Annotated in this window: 16 protein-coding genes and 1 tRNA gene; 5 read left to right on the forward strand and 12 right to left on the reverse strand. The window is 60.2% G+C overall.

The window, feature by feature from the left end; all coding sequences use genetic code 11:
- Positions 1 to 38: 38 nt before the first annotated feature.
- Positions 39 to 114, reverse strand: a tRNA-Asn gene (locus HX812_RS23455).
- Positions 115 to 174: 60 nt separating this feature from the next.
- On the reverse strand, positions 175 to 1,071 hold the full coding sequence (locus HX812_RS23460) for a LysR family transcriptional regulator (protein WP_038847390.1): 897 nt from the start codon (positions 1,069 to 1,071) through the stop codon (positions 175 to 177).
- Positions 1,072 to 1,172: 101 nt separating this feature from the next.
- Here HX812_RS23460 and lldD point away from each other — a divergent pair, with 101 nt between their 5' ends.
- Complete coding sequence (gene lldD / locus HX812_RS23465) at positions 1,173 to 2,303, forward strand: FMN-dependent L-lactate dehydrogenase LldD (RefSeq protein WP_038847392.1); 1,131 nt, start codon at positions 1,173 to 1,175, stop codon at positions 2,301 to 2,303.
- A gap of 310 nt (positions 2,304 to 2,613) precedes the next feature.
- Complete coding sequence (locus HX812_RS23470; RefSeq protein ID WP_038847393.1) at positions 2,614 to 3,540, forward strand: GGDEF domain-containing protein; 927 nt, start codon at positions 2,614 to 2,616, stop codon at positions 3,538 to 3,540.
- A 21-nt stretch (positions 3,541 to 3,561) separates the two neighbouring features.
- Here the strand turns inward: HX812_RS23470 and HX812_RS23475 are convergent, their stop codons facing one another.
- From HX812_RS23475 to HX812_RS23505, 7 genes are all read right to left on the reverse strand, one after another.
- The gene (locus HX812_RS23475; RefSeq protein ID WP_218174381.1) at positions 3,562 to 4,329 is read right to left on the reverse strand and encodes a TenA family transcriptional regulator; all 768 of its coding nucleotides are present in this window, start codon (positions 4,327 to 4,329) and stop codon (positions 3,562 to 3,564) included.
- A 79-nt stretch (positions 4,330 to 4,408) separates the two neighbouring features.
- Positions 4,409 to 6,871 (reverse strand): EAL domain-containing protein, encoded by a 2,463-nt coding sequence (locus HX812_RS23480; RefSeq protein WP_038847396.1) that lies wholly within the window; start codon positions 6,869 to 6,871, stop codon positions 4,409 to 4,411.
- A 71-nt stretch (positions 6,872 to 6,942) separates the two neighbouring features.
- A complete protein-coding gene (locus HX812_RS23485) occupies positions 6,943 to 8,745 on the reverse strand; it encodes an ABC transporter ATP-binding protein (RefSeq protein ID WP_038847399.1) in 1,803 nt (600 codons plus the stop codon).
- On the reverse strand, positions 8,738 to 9,340 hold the full coding sequence (locus tag HX812_RS23490) for a DsbA family protein (RefSeq protein ID WP_177128180.1): 603 nt from the start codon (positions 9,338 to 9,340) through the stop codon (positions 8,738 to 8,740). The genes HX812_RS23485 and HX812_RS23490 overlap by 8 nt, the downstream gene beginning before the upstream one ends.
- Before the next feature lie 36 nt (positions 9,341 to 9,376).
- Positions 9,377 to 10,318 carry a rhodanese-related sulfurtransferase gene (locus tag HX812_RS23495; protein ID WP_038847404.1) on the reverse strand — a complete coding sequence of 314 codons (942 nt, stop codon included), beginning with the start codon at positions 10,316 to 10,318 and terminating at the stop codon, positions 9,377 to 9,379.
- A 118-nt stretch (positions 10,319 to 10,436) separates the two neighbouring features.
- Entirely contained in the window at positions 10,437 to 10,733 is a 297-nt protein-coding gene (locus HX812_RS23500; RefSeq protein WP_038847405.1) for a BolA family transcriptional regulator, read from the reverse strand.
- 6 nt (positions 10,734 to 10,739) lie between these two features.
- Positions 10,740 to 11,258, reverse strand: coding sequence for a DUF2059 domain-containing protein (locus HX812_RS23505; protein WP_038847406.1), 519 nt, complete (start codon positions 11,256 to 11,258; stop codon positions 10,740 to 10,742).
- 193 nt (positions 11,259 to 11,451) lie between these two features.
- On the opposite strand from HX812_RS23505, the gene HX812_RS23510 reads away from it, so the two are divergent.
- A complete protein-coding gene (locus HX812_RS23510) occupies positions 11,452 to 12,834 on the forward strand; it encodes a class II fumarate hydratase (protein ID WP_038847408.1) in 1,383 nt (460 codons plus the stop codon).
- Here the strand turns inward: HX812_RS23510 and HX812_RS23515 are convergent.
- From HX812_RS23515 to pap, 3 genes are all read right to left on the reverse strand, one after another.
- Positions 12,831 to 13,787, reverse strand: a complete 957-nt coding sequence (locus HX812_RS23515; RefSeq protein ID WP_038847411.1) for a DMT family transporter — start codon at positions 13,785 to 13,787, stop codon at positions 12,831 to 12,833. The two genes, HX812_RS23510 and HX812_RS23515, sit on opposite strands and share 4 nt — an antisense overlap.
- Positions 13,788 to 13,857: 70 nt before the next feature.
- Complete coding sequence (locus HX812_RS23520; protein ID WP_038847414.1) at positions 13,858 to 15,042, reverse strand: thiolase family protein; 1,185 nt, start codon at positions 15,040 to 15,042, stop codon at positions 13,858 to 13,860.
- 122 nt (positions 15,043 to 15,164) lie between these two features.
- Positions 15,165 to 16,679 carry a polyphosphate:AMP phosphotransferase gene (pap, locus tag HX812_RS23525; RefSeq protein WP_038847416.1) on the reverse strand — a complete coding sequence of 505 codons (1,515 nt, stop codon included), beginning with the start codon at positions 16,677 to 16,679 and terminating at the stop codon, positions 15,165 to 15,167.
- Positions 16,680 to 16,894: 215 nt separating this feature from the next.
- Here pap and HX812_RS23530 point away from each other — a divergent pair, with 215 nt between their 5' ends.
- A complete protein-coding gene (locus HX812_RS23530; protein ID WP_152514728.1) occupies positions 16,895 to 20,896 on the forward strand; it encodes a hypothetical protein in 4,002 nt (1,333 codons plus the stop codon).
- An 87-nt stretch (positions 20,897 to 20,983) separates the two neighbouring features.
- Positions 20,984 to 22,972, forward strand: a complete 1,989-nt coding sequence (mnmC, locus tag HX812_RS23535; RefSeq protein ID WP_038847419.1) for a bifunctional tRNA (5-methylaminomethyl-2-thiouridine)(34)-methyltransferase MnmD/FAD-dependent 5-carboxymethylaminomethyl-2-thiouridine(34) oxidoreductase MnmC — start codon at positions 20,984 to 20,986, stop codon at positions 22,970 to 22,972.
- Positions 22,973 to 22,985 lie beyond the last annotated feature (13 nt).

The following is a 22,985-nucleotide window of genomic DNA, read 5'->3' on the forward strand; positions in this document are numbered from 1 at the left end:
CAAAAAAAAGCCTGCATCTCTGCAGGCTTTTCTCTATCTGGCTCCACGACCTGGACTCGAACCAGGGACCCAATGATTAACAGTCATTTGCTCTACCAACTGAGCTATCGCGGAATGCGCCGTATGTTACTGATTAAAAAGGATAAGTCAAACCTTTTCGGGCATTCGGCTTGATTAAATCGGATGACCGGTTGAAGCGGCGTGTTCCCTGGCCAACTCCAGCCAGGCCAAAGCGGCCGGTGGCAGGTGGGCGCTGGCGCGCCAGGCCAGGGCGATGTGCCAATCTGTGTGGGGTTCGTCCAAGGGGATCAGGGCGATGCCAGCGTGTTGATGTTTGTGTGCCAGCATGCGTGGCACAAAGGCCACGCCCAGTCCGGCGGCGACCAGATCGATGATGAAGTCGATCTGCCCGCTGCGTGCGGTCACCTTCGGGGTGACACCTTTGCGCTCGCAGGCGGCAAGGATCTTCGCGTTGAGGGCGAAGCCGGCTTCGAACAAGATGAAAGGAGAATCCGCCAGGTCGGTGAAGTCGATGAGATTGCGCTGGGCCAAAGGGTGGCTGATGGGCAACACAGCCATCAGCGGCTCATTGCGCACGGGCTGGTAGTCGAAGTCTTCGTCGACCGGCAGCAGCAGCGCCGCCAGGTCAACCTCCCCCGCCTCCAGGCATTCGCGCAACTTTTTGCTGCCGTACTCGGTGAGTTCGATGTCGATATCCGGATAGCGCCGGCGGTAGGTCGCAAACATCGTCGCAAACAGCACACCGCATCCTACCGGCGGCAGGCCGATACGCAGCACGCCACGCTTTAAACCCCGCAGGTCGTTGATCTCGGCCACCAAATCGTTGCGCTCGGCGAGCAGCACCAAGGCACGGCGGTAGGCGATTTCACCGGCGGCAGTGAGTTCGTTGCGATGGCCGAGGCGGTTAAGCAGCGGCGTGCCCAATTCATCTTCCAGGGTCTTGACCGCCTTGCTCACGGTAGATTGGGTCAGGGACACCACCTCGGCAGCCTGGGAAAAGCCGCCCTGGCGCACCACTTCGACAAAGGCGCGCAACGTTCTCAGGTTCATCAGTATTCCTTTGGCGACTGGCTACCAGCGATAAAAGTTGTTTTTATCATGCCAGAGAATTACCTATCCTGAACCCACCTTGCCTTGTGGAGCCCCCAATAATGATCATCTCGTCCGCCTCCGACTACCGTGCAGCCGCCAAGCGCAAGCTGCCGCGCTTCCTGTTCGACTACATCGACGGCGGCGCCTACGCCGAACACACATTGCGCGCGAACAGTTCGGACCTGGCCGAGATCAGCCTGCGCCAGCGCATCCTGCGCAATGTGGAGAACCTGAGCCTCAAGACCACGCTGTTCGGCCAGGCGCTGGACATGCCGGTGATCCTCAGCCCGGTGGGCCTGACCGGAATGTACGCACGACGTGGTGAAGTGCAGGCGGCCAAGGCAGCGGCGAACAAAGGCATTCCGTTCTGCCTGTCGACGGTGTCGGTGTGCCCGATTGAAGAGGTGGCATCGCAGAGCGCCCAGGCGATCTGGTTCCAGCTGTATGTGCTCAAGGACCGTGGTTTCATGCGCAATGCGCTGGAGCGTGCGCAAGCCGCCGGGGTGACCACACTGGTGTTTACCGTGGATATGCCCACGCCCGGCGCGCGTTATCGCGATGCGCACTCGGGCATGTCCGGTCCTTTCGCGGCACAGCGGCGCATGTTGCAAGCCGTCACCAAGCCGCAATGGGCCTTCGATGTCGGGTTGATGGGCCGGCCACATGATCTGGGCAATATCTCCAAGTACCTGGGCAAACCCACCCACCTGGAAGACTACATCGGTTGGCTGGCGAACAATTTCGACGCGTCCATCAGTTGGAAAGACCTGGAATGGATCCGCGAATTCTGGAAAGGCCCGATGATCATCAAAGGTATTCTCGACCCCCAGGACGCCAAGGACGCGGTGAGTTTCGGCGCAGACGGCATCGTGGTCTCCAACCATGGCGGCCGTCAGCTGGACGGCGTGCTGTCCACCGCCAAAGCCCTGCCACCGATTGCCGATGCGGTGGGCGATGACCTCACGGTGCTGGTGGACTCCGGCATCCGTTCCGGACTGGACGTGGTGCGCATGCTGGCCCTGGGCGCCAAGGCCTGCCTGCTGGGGCGCGCCACGGCCTATGCGTTGGCCGCCGATGGCCAGCATGGCGTGGAAAACCTGCTGGATATCTTCGCCAAGGAAATGCGCGTGGCGATGACCCTCACCGGAGTCACCTCCATCGAACACATTGACCGAACTACCCTAGTCTGATTCTGCTAGGTGCTTAGTTGCCAATTAACTGGCGTCATCATTCAGCGACTGTATCTTGCGATAAAAACAGTCGCTTGATTTATAAGCCTTTTTATTAAGTTGATCGTATTTGGCATGAATCTCGCTCTAACCCTGTTCAAGCAGGTTAGCGATGACAAGACGTGCGGCAGTGCCCAGGGGTTATAACCCATTGCAAAGCGGTCTAGACTGTTACCCATGTTTTACGGAACTGAAGGAACAGTAAGACGCTTGGCACTCGCCACTCTCATCGAGCCTGTAAGACAGCCAAGTGCTTAGAGGCCGATCGCTTATGAAAACACCTACCCAGACCAACGCAATTGACTTTGACAGTGCCAAATTGCAACGCCTGGGGTTTGGTCAGCCATCCCTCGTCCCACGCCGCCCCACCACCCTTGCGCAACTCCGACAACAATTGGGCCTGCAATTGCAGACCAGCCTGGAGCCGGAACGCATCCTCGGTGTGTTCTTTCGCGAGATCCAGCGCCTGGTGCCCTTGGACGCCTTGCAATATCGCCATCAAGCCAGCGATTTGCGCCTGGAGTTCGGCCACCGCGGCCACCATTCAGTGAGTTATAGCCTGAGCCATGAAGGTGAGCACCTGGGCGAGCTGATCTTTCGCCGCAATCAGCGTCTGGCGGAAGAAGAACTTGGCCAACTCGAATCCCTGCTGGCCACCCTGCTCTACCCGATGCGCAATGCCCTGCTCTACCGCGCCGCCACCCGCAGCGCCTTGCGCGATCCGCTCACCGAAACCGGTAACCGCATCGCCATGGACCAGACCCTGCAACGGGAAATCGACATGGCGCGCCGGCACCTCAACCCGTTGTCGTTGCTGATGCTGGACATCGATCACTTCAAGACCATCAACGACACTTACGGCCATTCCGCTGGCGACAAGGTACTGCGCGCCGTCGCCGGGGCGATCAAGGGCCAATTGCGTAATGTGGACATGGTGTTCCGGTTTGGCGGGGAAGAGTTTCTGATCCTGCTGTCCAACACGGGTCGCGATGCGGCGGCGATGGTCGGTGAACGACTGCGCCAAGCCGCGCAGGCCCAGGATTATTGGGCGGATGACACGCGGATCGAATTGACGGTGAGCCTGGGTTGCTCGACCTTGCTGGCCGCCGAGTCTGCCGAAAGCCTGCTGCGCCGGGCCGACAGCGCCTTGTACGTGGCCAAGCGCGAAGGCCGTAACCGCCTGGCAATGGCGGGGTAAAGCCCCGCCACTCCCGTTACATCACGCTTCGCTGGCGACCCGCGCCTGGCGCTCGCGCGCCACGGCTGGTGCTTTCTCTTTCTCCAGGCGCATGCAGCTTTCCAGGAACAGGTACATGTAGTCGTAGCTCTTGCTCACGGCCTGGCGCAGCTCCGTCTGCAGTTCCTTGGTCGGGTTCAGCCCGGCCAGGGTGCAGATGATCTCCAGTGCTTCCCATGGGTGAGCATCATCGTACTGCGCGTGCATCTTCAGCCACTTCATCGCACGCTTGCGCTCTTCTTCAGGAAAAGCCGCCGCATAGACGCCGGTAGAACACACCACCGCCGACCATTCCCCGGTAGCGCCTTCGATCGCATAGTTGGTCGCGGCAATGGCCACGATCAGCGAATCGGCAGAGCTGGTGTGCCAGCACCAATGGCTCAGTGCATGCAGTTCCGGCGGTACGTTCTGGGCCTGCAACTCCTCTAGGCTCACGCCGTGGGCACGGGCCCAATGCACCCAATAGTCGGCGTGGTTGAGTTCCACGCGAATATTGCGCATCAGCCAGCGGCGCGCCATGTCCTCCCCAGGATGGCGGGCAAATTTGGTCTTGGTGAGGTTCTGTGCCATGTACAAGGCAAACTGTTCCACCACGGGCCATCCACCAATCAGGTAGTGGCGCATAGTCTTGGCGCTGAGCGTGTTGTCGCGCATGCGCTGGTACAGTTCGTGTTCGACAACGCGGCGCTTGCTCTCGCTACAGTCCAGGATCAGTTTCTGAGCCCATTCCGGGTAACTCGAGGCTTCCATAAGCGGGCCGGTTCTGATGAATGTGTCGATCACTGTTAAGGCTCCTTTTTAAGTGTGATTGTACAGACCAGCAAATGTTTCAGCGGAATGTGCCGGGCGCCTTGAATAACAGAGGCTGCGGCCGCACAGGTCGACACTGCAAGCTATCAAAGGTAAACAATTGCGGTCGTTCAATCAGGTAGCCCTGAGCGTAATCCACACCAATTTCGAGTAATGCCTGTTCGATTTGCGGTGTCTCGACAAATTCAGCAATTGTGCGCTTACCCATGACATGGCCGATGTGGTTGATCACTTCGACCATCGCGCGGTTAATCGGGTCGTCCAGCATATCCTTTACGAAACTTCCATCGATCTTCAGGAAGTCTACAGGTAAATGTTTAAGATAGGCGAATGAGGACATTCCGGCACAAAAGTCATCCAACGAAAAATGACAGCCTAAGGCTTTGAGTTCATTAATAAAGCGGATCGCGCTGCCTAAGTTTGCGATAGCACTGGTTTCGGTTATTTCAAAACAAATCATGCCCGGCGGAATAGCGTATGTATGAAACTTCTCACGTAAAAACCCGAGGAAGTCATCGTCACCAATAGTGATGCCTGACAAATTGATCGCACACATGGCCATGGGCCGCCCCGGCCGCTCCTGCATGCATCGATTGATGATCTTGAACACATTCTCGACCACCCAGCGATCCAGGGACGTCATCAAGCCATAACGCTCGGCGGCCGGGATAAAGCTGTCGGGCAAGATGATACGACCGGCTTCGTCATGCAGGCGCAACAGGATCTCGATATGCCCATCCCCTCCGTCGGTGTGCCCCAGGGGCGAGATTTCCTGGGCGTAAAGGCAGAACCGGTTTTCTTCCAAGGCCATGTGCAGGCGCTGCACCCAAGCCATTTCACCAAAACGCAGGGACAGTTCCGAGTCGTCGGCGTGGTAAACCTGCACGCGGTTGCGGCCTTTTTCCTTGGCCATGTAGCACGCCATGTCGGCGGCGCGCAGTGAGGTTTCCAGGGTGGTAGGGGTGTGCCCAAGGTGCACAAGACCAATGCTGACGGTGGTCATGAACGGCCGCCCCTTCCACACAAAGTGCAGGCTTTGCACCGTGTGGCGCAGGCTCTCGGCGATCTTTTCCGCCACCGCTGCCGGGCAGTTCTCCAACAGGATGCCGAATTCGTCGCCGCCCAGTCGCGCCAGGGTGTCGCCCTCGCGCAGGTCCGATTGCAGCAGCGCGCAGATATGCCGCAGCAATTCATCTCCGGCCGCGTGGCCACAGGTGTCATTGACCAGTTTGAACTGGTCCAGGTCAAGAAACATCAACGCATGCCGCTCGCCCAAATGCTGTGCTGTGGGGTGCAGCACCTGCTCCAGGCGGAATTCGAATTCGCGGCGATTGGCCAGGCCAGTCAAGGCGTCGTGGGTTGCCTGCCAGGACAGGTTGGCGATGTATTGACGCTCCTGGGTCATGTCATGCAGCACCAGCACCGCCCCCGTCACCTTGCCGGCACTGCGGATCGGCGCGCCCACCAGCGTCACCGAAACCGTACTGCCATCCAGGCGCTGGATGGTTTTGGAATGCTCGCTGCCGCCACTGAGCTGGCCCTTGACGATATGTTCGATCAGGGTAAAACCGTCTGGCTGGGCATTGTCATCCAGCAGGTTGAACAGCGCAGCCAGGGGCAGACCCTGGGCCTGGGCAGAATTCCAGTGAGTCAGTGCCTCGGCAGCCGGGTTCATGTAGGTGATGGCGCCGTCGACGTCGGTGGTGATCACCCCGTCGCCAATCGACTCCAACGTGATCTGCGCCCGCTCCTTCTCTTCCTGCAACGCATCAGCAAACGCGTGGCGCTGGGTCAGCAGCTTATGGGTACGCAACAGTGCCAGTACGATCAGGCCGAGGGCCGTGGCCAGGTTGGTAATCAGCAGCAACCGCAGGATCATCCGCGAGCCTTCGCCCAAGGCATCACTGAAGGCCTTGGCCGCCGGAGTCACCCCTTCGTTGATGGCGATGATATGGGCTTTCCACTGACGTACGTCGTTGGCACTGACCTGGTCACGGGTGATTGAGCTGTGCATCTCCCGGGCCAGGTCATCCAGTTGCACCAGGTAGCTATCGCCTACCGTCCATAGCTCGATGGCTTTTTCCAGGTAGCTGAAATGGCGGAAATTGAGGTAGAGCCAGATCAAACTGGAGACGTCATCCGGGTGGTTGCCACCTTTGAGGATGCCCAGGCGGGCAGCGCTGAGGTCTGGCGTGGATTGGTCCAGCGCAACGCGCAGTTCATGCCCGCCCTGGGGCACGGCGATCGCCTGCTGGTACTTGAGGTACGTGGTTTCGTCACGGTTGTCGGCATAGAGCGTCAGGTAATAAATGGCATCTTTCTGGCCCTTGGACCACAAACTTTCGCCTGCCACGTAGCCGCGCACTGCCGACAGCACGTAGAGACTGACGCAGCCTAACAATGCCTGGAACAGTACGACGGCGATAAAAGGCCACACAATGCCCAACAGCCGTGGCGTTCCGAGAGTCCGCTTTTGCTTCATGAAGCCCCTTGCACATGCACCGCTGGATACGCACGCGAAAAACCGCTTCCGATAGCTCAGCCTAGGCTAAATCAACGAACTTGTTGCAAGTGCCCGTAGAGTTTGGCGTACAACCCACCGTCAGCAATCAGCTGTTGATGGTCCCCGTCTTCAGCAATGTGACCGCCATCAAAGACCAATACTCGATCAGCCTGCTTAACCGCCGACAGACGGTGGGCGATGATCAGTGTAGTACGGCCGCTGAGGAACCGCGCCAGCGCCTGGTGCAGGTTGTATTCGGTGGCAGCATCGAGGGCAGAAGTCGCCTCGTCGAGGATCACCACTTTCGGTTCGGCCAATACCATGCGTGCAATCGCCAGGCGCTGACGCTGCCCACCAGAAAACCGCACCCCGGAACGCCCCACCACACTGTCCAGGCCCATGGGCAATGCCTTGACGGTAGCATCCAGCTGGGCGATTTCCAGTGCCTGCCAGCAGGCCTGGTCACTGCGTTCACGGCCCATGGTCAGGTTGGCGCGCACCGTGTCGTTGAACAGTGCCGGGTGTTGCAGCACCACGGCGACGTTTTCGCGAATGGTCTCCAGGCCGATTTCCTGCTGAGTGGCTCCCCCAAAGCGGATAGTTCCAGCCTGTGGCGTATAAAGTCCGAGCAACAGTTGCACCAGGGTACTTTTACCGCCGCCGCTCGCGCCGACGATGGCCACCTTCTCTCCAGGCGCGATAGCCAGGTTCAACTGATCCAGCACCAAATCTTCGCCATAACCGAAATTGAGGCCGCGCACTTCGATGCCGACGGTCTCACGCCCCACGAAGGGATCTTCGCCCCCGGCGTACTGCGGCTCATCGGCACGCGCCAGCAGTTCGTTGATCCGCGTCAGCGCGCCGCCCGCCGCGTAATAGGCGTATTGCAGGTTCAGCAATTGCTCCACCGGGCCGATCATGAACCACAGGTAGCTGAACACCGCGAGCATCTGGCCGATCGACAGGTCGGAGAACAACACGGTAAGCATGGCCGCAGCGCGAAAGATGTCGATACCGAACTGGAACAGCAAACCACTGGCGCGGCTGGAGGCGTCGGTTTTCCACTGGGAGTGTATTGCGTAGTCGCGCACTTCCTGGGCACGCTGGCCCAGGCGCCCGAGGAAGAAACCCTGGCGGTTGCCAGCGCGGACTTCCTGGATCGCGTCCAGGGTTTCAGTCAGCGCCTGGGTAAAACGTGAGGTGCTGTCGTTTTCCAGCTTCTTCAGGTGTTTGACGCGCTTGCCCAACTGCACCGTGGCGTAGATCACCAGCGGGTTGAACAACAGGATCAGCAGCGCCAGTTGCCAATGCATCCACACCAGGATCGCCGAGGTGCCCACCAGCGTGAGCATGGCCACCAGGAAGCGGCTGAGGGTTTCGCCGACGAATTTGTCCAGCGTATCGAGGTCGGTGACCAGATGAGTCGTGACCGTGCCGCTACCCAGGCTTTCGTATTCGCCCAGGGAAATGCGCTTGAGCCGCTCGATCAGGCGCACGCGGATGCGGTACACAATGTCCTTGGCCAATCGCGCAAACAAGCGCGCCTGCATTACGTTGAACACCAACGCACCACAGCGCAGGAACAGGGTCACCAGCAGCATCAGGCCGATATAGCCAGCCGCCTTCTGCCAGCCCAGCGGCAATGCGTGATTCATGACCTTGAGCGCAGCGTCGCCATGGCCCAGCAGGACTTCGTCCACCAGCAGCGGCAACAGCAACGGGATCGGCACGCTGCACAGGGTCGCCAGCACGGCGACGCCATTGGCGATCCACAGGGATTTCTTGTGACGCAGGGCCAGGCGGCGAATTTCCGCCCAGGTCAGGCGATCGGTGCGCTGGGCGGGTTCATGCACAGGTGGCTCGCTCCAGCCATCGGCCCAGTAGAGGCGATAGCTCGGACAGCGACTGGTAACCGTTGGTCAGCAAGGCCAATTGACCATTGCGCTCGGCCAGCAGCGTCGGGAAACCAGCGATGCCCAAGTCCTGCACCCAGGTGAAGTCGGCCGCCGTAGCCGCATGCTGCTCAGCGCGGTCAAACTCGCCGGCAAACTCGATACGCGGGATACCCGCCTGTTCCGCCAGTTCCACCAGCACGCTGGCGAGGGTCACGTCGCGGCCTTCCACATAGAACGCACGCTGGATCAGCCCCAGCAGCTTCCAGGCGCAGTCCGGCGCCAGGCTGCGGGCGGTGACAATGGCCCGGCACGCCGGCTCCGTGTCATACACAAAACCGTCGGGCAACGCGCCTTCGCGCTTGAACGGCTGGCCGGTGGCGTCGGTGACTGCCTGCCAGTGTTCCAGGATATAGCGCCGAGTGGTCGGCTCCAGCGCCGCGCCGCTGCCGGTGCGCAAGCCGCCCACCACCAGATGCAGTTCCACGCCGGCCGCCTGGGCCTGCTCCACCAACGCCTCGGCCACCGGGGCAAACCCCCAGCACCAGGAACACATCGGGTCCATTACATAGAGCAGGCGCGCGGACATGGGTCAGGCCTCGGAAGGAGTTTGCTTGTAGTTGAAACCAATCGGGTGCGGCATGTTGCGGGCCTTGGCCAGCTCGATCTGCTTCTGGCGGTCGATCGCGCTGCGACGGGTCTTCTCCGGCAGCTTATCCCAGCAATGCGGGCAGCTGATGCCAGCCACGTAGTGCTCGGAGGCGCGGTCTTCGGCGCTCACCGGTGTGCGGCAAGCATGACATTGATCGTAGTCGCCTTCGCTCAGGTCGTGGCGCACGGTCACGCGATTATCGAAAACAAAGCAGTCGCCCTGCCATTTGGTTTCGGCCTGCGGCACCTCTTCGAGATACTTCAGGATGCCACCCTTGAGGTGGTAGACCTCATCGAAGCCTTCGCTGAGCATGTAGCTCGACGCCTTCTCGCAGCGAATGCCGCCAGTGCAGAACATGGCGACTTTCTTGTGCTTGGCCGGATCGAAGTTGGCTTTGATGTAGTCGGGAAATTCGCGAAAACTGGTGGTTTTCGGGTCGATCGCACCTTCAAATGTGCCGATGGACACTTCATAGTCGTTGCGGGTGTCGATCAACAGCACTTCCGGGTCGCTGATCAACGCGTTCCAGTCCTGCGGGTCGACATAGGTGCCGACTTTCTTGTTCGGGTCGACGCCTTCGACGCCCAGGGTCACGATCTCTTTCTTGAGCTTGACCTTGGTGCGGTAGAACGGCTGGTCGTCGCAGTAGGATTCTTTGTGGTCGATGTCGACCATGCGCGGGTCGTTCTTCAACCAGGCCATCAGGCCGTCAATGCCTTCGCGGCTGCCGGAAACGGTGCCGTTGATGCCTTCTTCGGCGATCAGCAAAGTGCCTTTGATGCCGTTGTCGACCATCGCCTGCAACAGCGGCTCGCGCAGGGCGACGTAATCTTCGAGGGTGACGAACTTATACAGTGCCGCCACGACAATCGGTTGAGTCATGGGTGTTCTCTCCAGGTGGCTACCCTCGTAAAGGGTGAACCGGATGCAAAAAAAACGCGCCGGCTAAGCGGCGCGTTGCGGATTCTAACAAATGCCCGGTGTCAGAGACACCCGATCATCAGTCATGTCCGCCAGCGCAGGTCGGCGAGGCCGGGGCTGCGTCGATTTTCGCCCATTCCTCAGGCGTGTAGGTATGCAGCGCCAGCGCATGAAATTCGCTCATCAGGTCACCCAGGGTGGCGTAGACCTTCTGATGGCGCTTGACGCGGTTGAGCCCCTCGAACTGCGGGCTGACCAGCACGGCCTTGAAGTGGGTCTGCAACCCACGGCTGTGCATATGGCTTTCGTCCAGCACGCTCAAGTGGTCGGTGCCCAGGGCGGCAAGCGCCGTTTCGATACGCTGTTGCATGGTCATTCCTGCTTACTTCTTCTTGGCCGGGGCGGCGGCTTTAGGCGTCAGCTCGTTGGTCATGTCTTCCAACAGCTTGTTCACCACCGGCACGGCGCTTTCCAGCTTGGCCTGGGTCATCTGGGCCGACTGCTGGGTCAGCTGAGGCATTTTTTCCAGGACTTTCTTGCCAAGTGGCGACTGGTAGAAGGCAACCAGTTCCTTGAGTTCGGATTCGCTGAAGTTGCTGGTGTAGAGCTTGACCATGTCCGGTTTCAGCTTCGGCCAGCCGATAGCCTGGTCCAGGGCGGCGTTGGCCTTGGCCTGGTAGCTGTCCAGTACGGACTGCTTGGCGGCAGGCGCCTTGGTCTGTTCGAAGCGCTGGGCGAACATTTGCTGCACTTGCATGTACACCGGGGTACCCAGCTTGTCGGCATGGGCCAGGGTAAGGAAGGCTTCGGCACTGGCGTTGTGGCTGGCGGTATCGGCGAAGACTTGGCCGCTGGCGCAAACCAGAGCAACCGCGGTACAGATGGCACGAAGACGAGTCATCGAGTTTCCTTTTCTAGCAGGCGAGGTCGGACCCCAAGGGCGCCCATTCTGCGCCTAAAAAACCTTATGGCTCAACCCCAAGCCATGTAGGACAAGGATTCTCGAGGGATGAACCCGATGAAAAGTCTTTTAGGGAACCCCCCCGGTCGATCAAGGCCTAAACTGCGCAAACAGACCTGAAGGAGTGTGCCCGATGAGCCGTATCGAAACCGACAGCCTGGGAGAAGTCCACGTCCCGGATGACGCTTACTGGGGCGCCCAGACCCAACGTTCGCTGGTGAACTTCGCCATTGGCGAACAGCGCATGCCGCTGGCGGTGTTGCACGCCCTGGCCCTGGTCAAGAAGGCCGCAGCACGGGTCAACGACCGCAATGGCGACTTGCCCGCCGACATCGCCCGCCTGATCGAACAAGCCGCCGACGAAGTGCTCGACGGGCAACATGACGACCAATTCCCCCTGGTGGTGTGGCAGACCGGCAGCGGCACCCAGAGCAACATGAACGCCAACGAAGTGATCGCCGGCCGCGCCAACGAACTGGCAGGCAACAAACGTGGCGGCAAGAGCCCGGTGCACCCCAACGATCACGTCAACCGTTCCCAGAGTTCCAATGACTGCTTCCCCACCGCCATGAGCATCGCGGCGGTCCAGGCTGTGCATCAGCGTTTGCTGCCGGCGATTGCCACGCTTTCCGGCGGCCTGGCTGAACAAGCTGCCAAACATATGAAGCTGGTGAAGACCGGCCGCACCCACATGATGGATGCCACGCCGATCACCTTCGGCCAGGAACTCTCGGCGTTCATCGCCCAGCTTGACTACGCCGAACGCGCCGTTCGCGCCGCCCTGCCCGCCGTGTGCGAACTGGCTCAGGGCGGCACGGCCGTTGGCACCGGGCTGAATGCGCCCCACGGTTTTGGCGAGGCGATTGCCTCCGAGCTGGCGGCGTTGTCGGGCTTGCCGTTCGTCACCGCGCCGAACAAATTCGCCGCCCTTTCCGGCCACGAACCGTTGGTGACCCTGCACGGTGCGCTGAAAACCCTGGCAGTGGCCCTGATGAAAATCGCCAACGACCTGCGCCTGCTGGGCTCCGGCCCGCGCACCGGCTTGGCCGAGGTGAAGTTGCCGGCCAACGAGCCCGGCAGTTCGATCATGCCGGGCAAGGTCAACCCGACGCAGTGCGAAGCGCTGTCGATGCTGGCCTGCCAGGTGCTGGGCAATGACGTGACCATCGGCATCGCCGCCAGCCAAGGGCACTTGCAGTTGAATGTGTACAAGCCGGTGATCATCCACAACCTGCTGGAATCCATCCGCCTGCTGGCCGATGGCTGCAACAACTTCCAGGAACATTGCGTCGCCGGGCTTGAGCCTGACCCCGTGCAGATGGCCGAGCACCTGGAGCGCGGGCTGATGCTGGTGACCGCGCTCAACCCGCACATCGGCTACGACAAGTCGGCGGAAATCGCCAAGAAGGCCTACACCGAAGGCTTGACCCTACGCGAGGCCGCATTGGACCTGGGCTACCTCACCGATGAGCAATTCGACCAGTGGGTTCGCCCGCAAGACATGCTCGGTGCCTAGGACGCCATGCGCAACCGCCGGGCCTTGAGCCCGGCGAGCAAAGACGGCGCCAGCGCCACGGTCGCCGAGCCCAACACCACCACCAACGCCCCGGCATAGCCCAGGGCGTTGATCTCTTCGGCCTGCACATACTCGGGCCACAGCCACGCCGCCAGGGCCACAGCCACGAAAGTCACCAGCGGTGTCAGCGCCAACGTCGCACTGACCCGCGATGCTTCCCAGTGGGCCAACGCTTCGGCAAAGGCGCCATAGGCCACCAGGGTATTCATGCAGCACGCCAGCAACAGCCAGCCTTGCAGCGGGCTCAGGTCCAAGGCCTCAAGGGGATGCGCCCAAGGCGTGAGCAACAACGCGCAGGTGAGGTAGATCACCATCATCACTTGCAGCGAATTCCACACCGTCAGCAGTTGCTTCTGGCCCAGGGCGTAGAACACCCAGATCGAAGTGGCAAGCAGGATGGTCAGCACGCCAGCCGTATAGGCGCCAAGGGACGTCAGCAACTCTTCCAGGCGCTGGTTGAAGAACAGGCCAAAGCCTGCGATCAACACGAACAACCCCAACACCTGCCCGCGACTGAACCGCTCCTTGAACACAAACACACTGGCGATCATCAAGAAGATCGGCCCCATCTGCACCACCAGCTGCGCGGTGCCGGGGCTGAGCATTTTCAGGCCCACCAGGTACAACACGTAGTTGCCCACCAGGCCACACACCGCCATGCCCACCAGCCAACCGCCCTTGGGGCCCAATACCTTGCGGCTGGGCAAGCGTTTGGTCAGCGCCAAGTAGATAAACAGACAACTGCCGGCCACGATCAGGCGAAACCAGGTGACGGTGATCGGGTCCATCACCTGCAGCACTTGCTTGAGTTTGATCGGCAGAATGCCCCAGAGCAGCGCGGTCAGCAGGGTCAGGAGAAAACCGTAGACCCAGCGGCCGGAAGAGATGTGCATGAGTGCCCCAGAAGCCAGAGGAAGTGGAGCTGCATTCTAGGGGCACCCGACGCACTTTGTGTAGCGAAGATCAGCGCACCGCTTCGAATAACCCGGTCGCCCCCATGCCGCCGCCCACGCACATGGTGACGATGCCGTAACGCAGATTGCGCCGCTGCAACTCACGTACCAGATGCCCCACCTGCCGCGAACCGGTCATGCCGAACGGGTGCCCGATGGAGATCGAGCCGCCATTGACGTTGTACTTGGCGTTATCGATTTCCAGGCGGTTACGCGCATACAGACACTGGGACGCGAAGGCTTCGTTGAGTTCCCACAGGTCGATGTCCGCCACTTGCAAGCCCTTGGCCTTGAGCAGCTTGGGCACCGAGAACACCGGGCCGATGCCCATCTCGTCCGGCTCACACCCGGCTACCGTGAACCCCCGGAAAAACGCCTTAGGCTTGAGCCCCAACTCCAGGGCTTTTTCCAGGCTCATCACCAGGGTCATCGAAGCGCCGTCGGACAGCTGCGAGGAGTTACCCGCCGTCACCGAACCGTCCTCGGCAAACACTGGCTTCAAGCCTTGCAGGCTGGCCAGGGTGGTGTCCGGGCGGTTGCAGTCGTCACGGTCAACCACGCCTTCGAGCACCTGCACTGCACCGGTGTTCTTGTCTTCGACCTTGTACTGGACCGCCATCGGCACGATTTCATCGTTGAACAAACCGTCGGCCTGAGCATGGGCAGTGCGTTGCTGGCTTTGCAGGGCGTAGAGGTCCTGCTCTTCGCGGCTGACGCTGTAGCGACGCGCGACGATCTCGGCAGTCTGGCCCATGGGGAAGTAGATACCCGGCACCTGCTCTTTCAGCAGCGGGTTGATCAGGTTGTCGGTGTTGACGCTTTTCATCGTCAGGCTGATGGATTCGACGCCACCGGCAACGATGATGTCGCTGCAACCGGAGGCAATCTGGTTGGCCGCGATGGCAATCGCCTGCAAGCCCGACGAGCAGAAACGGTTGAGGGTCATCCCGGCCGTGCCGGTGCCCAGTTTCGACAACACTGCCACGTTGCGCCCGATGTTGTAGCCCTGTGCGCCCTCGTTGGAGCCGGCGCCGACGATGCAGTCCTCCACCGTCGCCGGGTCGATGCCATTGCGGGTCAGCAGCGCGTTGACGCAATGGGCCGCCATGTCATCCGGGCGGGTCTGGTTGAACTTGCCGCGAAAGGATTTGGCCAGGCCGGTTCGCACGCTGTCGACGATCACTACTTCACGCATGGGCTACCTCGATCTTGTGGTTGTGGGGAGATGGATCGAGGATAGATCCAGCTCCCGTCAATCGCGACGATCATTCACCCGGCGTATGCAAAAGCATGGGCACCTTGCACCCTGTGACGAGGTTATTTCTTTTTCTTTTTGTCGTGCTTGTCGGATTTGTCGAACGCGTCTTCCAGCGCCCGGTTGATAGTGCGCAGCACCTTGACCCGGGCCCAGCGTTTGTCGTTGGCTTCCACCAAGGTCCAGGGTGCAATTTCGGTGCTGGTGCGGTCGACCATATCGCCCACGGCGGCGCGGTAGTCGTCCCACTTGTCGCGGTTGCGCCAGTCGTCTTCGGTGATCTTGAAGCGTTTGAACGGGATTTCCTCGCGGGCCTGGAAACGCTCCAGTTGGGTCTGCTTGTCGATGGCCAACCAGAACTTGACGACGATCACACCCGCATCACGCAGTTGTTCTTCGAAGTCGTTGATCTCGCCATAGGCGCGCATCCAGTCCGCCGGGGTGCAGAAGCCCTCGATACGCTCCACCAGCACGCGGCCGTACCAGGAGCGGTCGAACACGGTGAACATGCCCCGCGCCGGGATCTTTTGCCAGAAACGCCATAGATACGGTTGAGCGCGTTCATCTTCGCTCGGCGCGGCAATCGGCACAATGTGATACTGCCGTGGGTCCAGCGCTGCCGCCACCCGACGGATAGCCCCGCCCTTGCCCGCCGCGTCGTTACCCTCGAACACCGTGATCAGCGCGTGCTTACGCATGCGTTTGTCGCGCATCAGGCCGGAGAAACGCGCCTGCTCGGTGATCAGTTGTTCTTCGTAATCGTCCTTGTCCAAACGTTGGGTCAGGTCGAGGCTGTCCAGCAGGCTCTTTTTGTCCACCGACGCAATCAACGGCGCCGGGTTCATGCCGCTGGCCTTGCCCTTGGGCAGCTTCAGCGCATTTTGCAGGCCTTCGAGCAGCAGCTTGCCCACAGTGAGGCTGCGATAGTTGCTGTCCACCCCTTCGATCACATGCCACGGCGCATAGTCGCGGCTGGTGCGACGCAGCACGCGCTCGCCGAAATGCACGAATTTGTCGTAGGTCTCGGACTGCTGCCAGTCCAACGGGCTGATGCGCCAGCTGTGCAGCGGGTCGTCAGCCAGGGCCTTGAGCCTTGCCTTCATCTGCTTCTTGGACAGGTGGAACCAGAACTTGAAGATCAGCGCGCCCTCATCGCAGAGCATCTTTTCCAGGCGCTCGGCACCGGCAATGGCCTGGTCCAGGCGCGCGTCCTTGATCTGCCCGTGCACGCGGGCCTGCAGCATCTGGCTGTACCAATTACCGAAGAAAATCCCCATGCGGCCCTTGGCGGGCAACTGACGCCAGTAGCGCCAGGCCGGTGGCCGCGCCAGCTCTTCGTCGGTCTGCTGGTCGAAAGTGCGCACTTCGATCAGGCGCGGGTCCATCCATTCGTTCAACAGCTTGACGGTCTCGCCCTTGCCGGCGCCTTCGATGCCGTTGATCAGGATGATCACCGGGAAGCGCTTCTGCTGTTGCAGCTCGTACTGCACCTCCAGCAGGGCCTCGCGCAGGGCCGGCACTTCGGCGTCGTAGGTGTCTTTGTCGATGGCGTGACCGATTTCGGCGGATTCGAACATGGGCAGCTCCGTGTGTGAATGGACCAAGACTAGCGGATTGGAGTGCCCGTTGCGCTTGATCCATGACATTTCGCTGACACTCAGCTCACAAACTCTAATATTTCCAGCTCGACACCGACGGAACTCACCGCTGACGCCTCAACACTCAACGGAAGGCGTGATTAAGCGCCCCAAGGAAGAAGACTTTTCTGTCACGTCAAATCAGGTAGGTAATCATGCTTTCCGTCAACAAACAGCAAACTGTTACCCTCGATTTCCCTCTCCCCACACCGCCCGACAACCCGTCGCCGCACACCGTCGTTCACAAGATCGAGACCAATGTCCCGCTTCTGGCACGCTCTCTGAGGCGAACTCGCGAAGCGCCCGAGCCACCGACAAGCTCAGCCAAGACGAGCGCGACTGCACCTAGCATTTCCAGTGGCGCTTTGTCCTGGCCACTGCCCTTGTCAATCGAAATGCAACGCCAAATCGCGGATGTGATTGCCTGTAACAGCACGCATCTGCCGGGGCTGCCACTGAATGACAACCGCAAGGGCGCCTTGGGCTACTTGCTGAGTGACCCGTCACTGTCAAATATCGACCTACAGAACCCCGTGACAGCGCTGGAACAGCTCGCCCAAACGCCCAGGTGGGCAGCATTGGGCAACGCCATACAAACCCAACTCAAAGGCATTCCCACCCAGACCAGCCTCAACGATTACGTATTGGCGGCTATCAGTATTGGCTTGGACCTTGAGTCACTTGATCATACTAGGCGCAACACCGTTGCCGGGTTTGATCTGGCGGGTCAGGCTCGCTGGGGCCAGCCGCCATCGAGCGTAGTGACGGCGCTGGAGCACCACTTGATCGCTCAAGGCAAAGCCACGGCCGACAGCGCAAAGCTGGGCGCCCAGCTGTTACTGGCAAGGGTGGCGCCGGAGTATCGGGTCAAGGAAGTTCCCGCGTCTGTGGTCTACGGCAGCACCACGTGGGCGAAATTTACTATCGCGGTGAACCACCTTGAAACCGACATGCCCGGCAGCACGGCGAGCATGAGCTTTGCGCAGGTCATGGCAAAGGCCGAGGGCGGCTCCCAGACACCGTCCCCGCGTGCAGTGAAAGCGGCACTGGTCGATTGGGCAGTGGTCAATGGTGTTGTCGAAAAGCAGGCAGAAGATGCCTACACGGCTGATCAAGTCGAGACCCTCAGGCGCGCGTTCAATCAGCAGCAAAGTGAACGGGCAACAGCCTCCAGGGCACTGGACAGCGCATTACCCAGCCGTAGGGAGATGGCTTTGGAGGAGCTCAAGGCACGCTTTGGCGACCAGCCGTTCTTTGAAGACAAATGCCTGGAAGCCCAACGAACGCCAAGAACGGGAAGGCTTTACACCGGGAAATACTCAATGTTGGACCTGGTCATGGCGGGCATTGAAAAGCACGAGACCTGGGTCACCAAAGACACACGCATTCCTCTCCAAGCCTTCAATACCGGCGCCAAATTCACGACCAGTGATTCCTTCAAAAAAACATTCGACAGCGTCATCGGCGAACACAAGAAAGCTCACCATACCCTGCTCAAGCACTTGATTGCCCAGCTTCCACTGGAGGACCGAAAAAACCTCGAGGAGGGCAAACTCTCGTTTTACCGGCAAAACACTTACCAGATAGGGATGGACATCATTCCATCGACAACGCTCGTTAATAAAGGCCGCACACTGACCCTGAAGCTTGAGCGATCCGTCGACAACACCACCCAGGTCGACTTGTATGAAATAGATATGACCCAAGGCGTCATCCGTAAACGCAGCGACGCGCTCTACCTGGTAACGCCCTCCACCAAACGGGCGGCCAATAAAAATTATGTGATCGAAGAATTCAAGCCCGATGACGACAAGCAAACACACCTGCGTAATGAGCGCCCTTCAACCCAGTCGACGCCCCTGAGCTTCTCCAGTGCCCGAACGGACTACATCGCCAACGCCGTCGTCGAGGCGATTGACCTTGATTCGGCCGATGTCCTGAACGCGGCACGCGGTATAACCACTGTCGATCAGGAACGAGCGTCACGGGAGGCGGTGCATGAGTTCCTGCTCAACCTTGTGCCGCTGCGGTCCGCGATTGTCAATTTCCGCGATGGCCATACCGCCCAAGGGGTTTATGACTTGGTAGTGGATGTGTTTGGTTTTCTGACGGCGGGGCTAGGGGTGGCCGGGAAACTCGGCAAAGTAGTGAATGCAACCACCAGCGTCGGCACAAAAGCGCTACAGGCGGCAAAAATCCTGGGAACGACAGCCATCGGCACGATCAACCCGCTGGGTGGCGTGGGCGACTTGGTGGTAGGTGCCGGGAAGCTGATCATCAAAGGCGCACAATCAGCATTGCGCGGCACCCACTCGCTCTTGGCTCAAGTGGGCGATCTGCTTAAGGCCTATCCGAAACAGCCCTGTGCAGCGGGTATTTTCACGGTTGCCGGTCAACCTTTCGAAGGGGCCGCGGTGCTTCATAAAGGCCGCTGGCATGCTTTTGATACTGCCACTCAATCCGTCTATGGCCCACCTCGGGATGACTTCCGCGCCAGTGCCCGCTCATTACAGAACACCTCATTTGGCGGAACCGATTTCAACGTCCTGGAAACGGCCCTCAACGAACGCCCCTTGGTGATTCATCGCGCCGGCTTCAGTGACGTCGTCATTGGTGACCAGGTCTTTCGGCAGGACCCCAAGCAACCGGGCGTCTTATACGACCTGGCCACAACTCATCCGGAAAAAAATGCTGACGATCTGGCCGCTGTTTGCAGCCCGCCAAAGAATGGTGCTCGGGTCAAGCGTGGCCTGTCCAACCTGTGTTTTGCAAAAAATGTAACTGCGACCGGTACGAGCGAGTTCAAGCGTGCGCAATCACTTGAACACAAACGCTTCCAGCCCTACCCCAACCGTTCCGGTGCAACGCTGCTCAGCCATAACCGGCGCTACTACCGGGCTGACACCCCATTGACAGATCAAAAGCTTCGACTTGAAACGCCAGGAGTGCTCATCAACTACAAACCTCAAGTCAGCGGTAAAGTGATTGATGACCCCTCTTTTGGCTTGCCCAATAACGAAGTGGACCCGGTACTCAATACCCACACACGTGTGGTCAGGCTTGAAGCCATCGACGACCAGGCCAACACTCAACGCGATGTGCGGGCGATGGTGATCGAACTCGATCACAACAACAGTGGCCCGAAACAGTATCTGGTGGCGGAGGCTGACAGCGGGGTCTTCTACCAGGCCGAACTGGGCCAGGGCACTGATCTTGACTTCCATAAAATCGATGCGCTGACCGGCAACAGCCTGGGCCTTGAACTTATTCTCAAACACAACCAGAACATCGAAGACGCCTTGAACGCCGCGAAGCTGAACATCAATAACGATCTGGTCACCCTTCCACCGCTGGAAACGATTTTTACCAATCTGCGCGAGAAGTCTCACTACCGGCCCAAACAAATGGCAGCCCTGAAAGAAAAGGTCGACAAGCTGCCAGACGAGAAAAAACGCGAGTTCGCATTGGGTGTCTGGAACAAGGGAGACGGCCGGCCGGTCGAGGTCGCGGCGCAGGAGGTGAAAGTGACGGCCCTGAGCAAACCGGCTGACTTCGATCAGTTCCTACCGGTCAACAAAAACCGGTTCTATGCGCAAGCTGCGAAGAAGGAAGTGGATAAACAACTCCACGCCACCGGGGTCGGCTCTGCCAATCAGCGTGTGCCCACCAACCCAAGCGACTTAACGCGACAAAAAGTCGCTCGCGAGGTTGTGATCTGGGAGTACGACAAAATCGGCGCCCCCAACTATGCCGACATCGTCCTCAAGACCGGCGCGGGCAATTGCGACCAGATGGCAAGGGCCGCCGCTGAAATCATCAAGGAAAGCGGTGGCGATGCCAGCGTATGGGCGATGTCGGGGCATGTATTTACAGTGGTCGGAGCGCCGACCGGGCTCAATGCCAGGACCATCGACTTCAGTGAGCCCAAATGGGCAAATGCCTGGATCGTCGACCCATGGGCGGAAATCGAATGCAAGGCCAGTGAGTATGTGACGCGTCTCAAACAAAAAATGGACGAGTGGCAACGCGCCGGTAAAGAACTCTTGATCGTCAACCCGTCCCCCCCCGGCGGCGCGCCACAATGGAGCAGCCCCAATGAGCCGTTCTGGCTAGACATGCTGGTCAAGGAAGAGAAGGAGTGGCTGTATAAAGCGTAGCGTCAAAGATTGCCACAGATCAGGCAAGGGTGGGCCAATCAGCTAGAATGGCCGCCTTGCCTTTGCCTGCTTTTTTATGAGTCGCCCATGAACCCCGTATTTCACGCCCAGCTCGACTGGGATGACCAAGGTCGCCCGCATTCGCGGGTTTTCGACGATGTGTATTTCTCCGATAAATCGGGCCTTGAAGAAACCCGTTATGTGTTCCTGGAACAGAACCGTCTGCAAGAGCGCTTCGCTACGTTGCAGGCGGGTGGGCGATTGGTGATTGGCGAAACCGGTTTCGGCACTGGCTTGAATTTCTTGTGCGCCTGGCAATTGTTCGAACAGCACGCCGTGACCGGTGCGCGCCTGCATTTTGTCAGCGTGGAAAAGTACCCGCTGAGCCCCTCCGACCTGCAACGCGCCCTCGCCCTCTGGCCCGAGCTGCAACCGTTCGCCGAGCTGCTACTCAAGCAATACATCGCCATCCACCAGGGCTTCCAACGCCTGGTGCTGGACAACGGTCGCGTGACCCTGACGCTGTTGATCGGCGACGCCCTGGAGCAACTGCCGCAACTGGACGCGCAGGTCGACGCGTGGTTCCTCGACGGCTTCGCCCCGGCGAAAAACCCGGACATGTGGACCGCTGAACTGTTCGCCGAACTGGCGCGCCTGGCCGCCCCCGGCTCGACCATCAGCACCTTCACCAGCACGGGCTGGGTGCGCCGGTTGATCAACGCAGCCGGGTTCAAGATGAAACGCACGCCGGGCATCGGCCACAAGTGGGAGATCCTGCGCGGTGAGTTCCTCGGCTGGCCCGCCGAGACGCCCGCACCGCCATGCGCAAAACCATGGTTTTCACTCCCGCCGGCTATCGAAGGCGAACGCCACGCCATGGTTATCGGCGGCGGCCTGGCCGGTTGTGCCACCGCCGCCAGCCTCGCCGCCCGTGGCTGGCGCGTCAGCCTGTTGGAGCGACACGCCGAGTTGGCCCAGGAGGCCTCGGGCAACCCGCAGGGCGTGTTGTACCTCAAGCTGTCCGCCCATGGCACGGCATTGTCCCAGTTGATCTTGAGCGGCTTCGGCCACACCCGGCGCCTGCTGGAACACCTGCATCGCGGCGTGGACTGGGACGGCTGCGGCGTGCTGCAACTGGCATTCGATGCCAAGGAAGCCGAGCGCCAGGCTCAACTGGCCGAGGCGTTTGCGCCAGAGTTGCTGCACCTGCTGGACCGCGCCCAGGCGCAACAACGGGCGGGGATCGATCTGGCTCAGGGCGGCCTGTTTTTCCCTGAAGGCGGCTGGGTGCATCCACCGGCGTTGTGTCAATGGCAAGCGGCGCAGCCCTTGATCAGGGTCCTCCCCCACCACCATGCGCTTGACCTGCAACGCGTCGACAATCAATGGCAGGCTCTCGAGGGTGACACCCTGCTAGCCAGTGCCCGCGTGGTAGTGCTGGCCGGCGCCGCAGAGATCAAACAGTTTCCGCAAAGCGCCGAGCTGCCCCTCAAGCGCATCCGCGGGCAGATCACCCGGTTGGCGCAGACCCCGGCGAGCGAAGCACTGGCCACCGTGGTCTGCGCCGAAGGCTATGTCGCCCCAGCACGCCTGGGTGAACACACCCTCGGTGCCAGTTTCGACTTTAAAAGCGACGACCTAACGCCCACCGCCGCCGAACATGCAGGCAACCTGGAGATGCTGCGGGAAATCTCCGAAGACTTGTTGCACCGCCTGGGTGCCGATCAACTGGCGCCCGACCAGTTGCAAGGCCGCGCCGCGTTCCGCTGCACCAGCCCCGACTACCTGCCCATCGTCGGCCCGCTTGCCGATCTCACGGTGTTCAACCAGGCCTATGCCACATTGAGCAAGGATGCCCGACAGGTGCCGGACACGCCCTGCCCCTGGCTTCCCGGCCTGTATATCAACAGCGGCCACGGCTCACGTGGACTGATCACCGCACCGTTGTGCGGCGAACTGCTCGCCGCGTGGCTGGATAACGAGCCATTGCCGCTGCCGCGTAGCGTGGCTGAAGCCTGCCACCCCAACCGGTTTGCGCTGCGTGCGCTGGTCCGGGCCAAGCCGCCTGCACGGTGAGCCGCTGACGGGG

The organism is Pseudomonas sp. IPO3749 (genome assembly GCF_013386605.1).
Classification (GTDB): domain Bacteria; phylum Pseudomonadota; class Gammaproteobacteria; order Pseudomonadales; family Pseudomonadaceae; genus Aquipseudomonas; species Aquipseudomonas azotoformans_A.

Bases quoted from the DNA above. Each gene is read 5' to 3' on its own strand.
- HX812_RS23475 (WP_218174381.1), bottom strand. From the start codon at position 4,329: ATGGAAGCCTCGAGTTACCCGGAATGGGCTCAGAAACTGATCCTGGAC.
- HX812_RS23505 (WP_038847406.1), bottom strand. From the start codon at position 11,258: ATGACTCGTCTTCGTGCCATCTGTACCGCGGTTGCTCTGGTTTGCGCC.
- HX812_RS23515 (WP_038847411.1), bottom strand. From the start codon at position 13,787: ATGCACATCTCTTCCGGCCGCTGGGTCTACGGTTTTCTCCTGACCCTG.
- HX812_RS23510 (WP_038847408.1), top strand. From the start codon at position 11,452: ATGAGCCGTATCGAAACCGACAGCCTGGGAGAAGTCCACGTCCCGGAT.
- lldD (WP_038847392.1), top strand. From the start codon at position 1,173: ATGATCATCTCGTCCGCCTCCGACTACCGTGCAGCCGCCAAGCGCAAG.
- pap (WP_038847416.1), bottom strand. From the start codon at position 16,679: ATGTTCGAATCCGCCGAAATCGGTCACGCCATCGACAAAGACACCTAC.
- HX812_RS23470 (WP_038847393.1), top strand. From the start codon at position 2,614: ATGAAAACACCTACCCAGACCAACGCAATTGACTTTGACAGTGCCAAA.
- HX812_RS23480 (WP_038847396.1), bottom strand. From the start codon at position 6,871: ATGAAGCAAAAGCGGACTCTCGGAACGCCACGGCTGTTGGGCATTGTG.
- HX812_RS23500 (WP_038847405.1), bottom strand. From the start codon at position 10,733: ATGACCATGCAACAGCGTATCGAAACGGCGCTTGCCGCCCTGGGCACC.
- HX812_RS23530 (WP_152514728.1), top strand. From the start codon at position 16,895: ATGCTTTCCGTCAACAAACAGCAAACTGTTACCCTCGATTTCCCTCTC.
- mnmC (WP_038847419.1), top strand. From the start codon at position 20,984: ATGAACCCCGTATTTCACGCCCAGCTCGACTGGGATGACCAAGGTCGC.
- HX812_RS23520 (WP_038847414.1), bottom strand. From the start codon at position 15,042: ATGCGTGAAGTAGTGATCGTCGACAGCGTGCGAACCGGCCTGGCCAAA.
- HX812_RS23495 (WP_038847404.1), bottom strand. From the start codon at position 10,318: ATGACTCAACCGATTGTCGTGGCGGCACTGTATAAGTTCGTCACCCTC.
- HX812_RS23490 (WP_177128180.1), bottom strand. From the start codon at position 9,340: ATGTGTTCCTGGTGCTGGGGGTTTGCCCCGGTGGCCGAGGCGTTGGTG.
- HX812_RS23460 (WP_038847390.1), bottom strand. From the start codon at position 1,071: ATGAACCTGAGAACGTTGCGCGCCTTTGTCGAAGTGGTGCGCCAGGGC.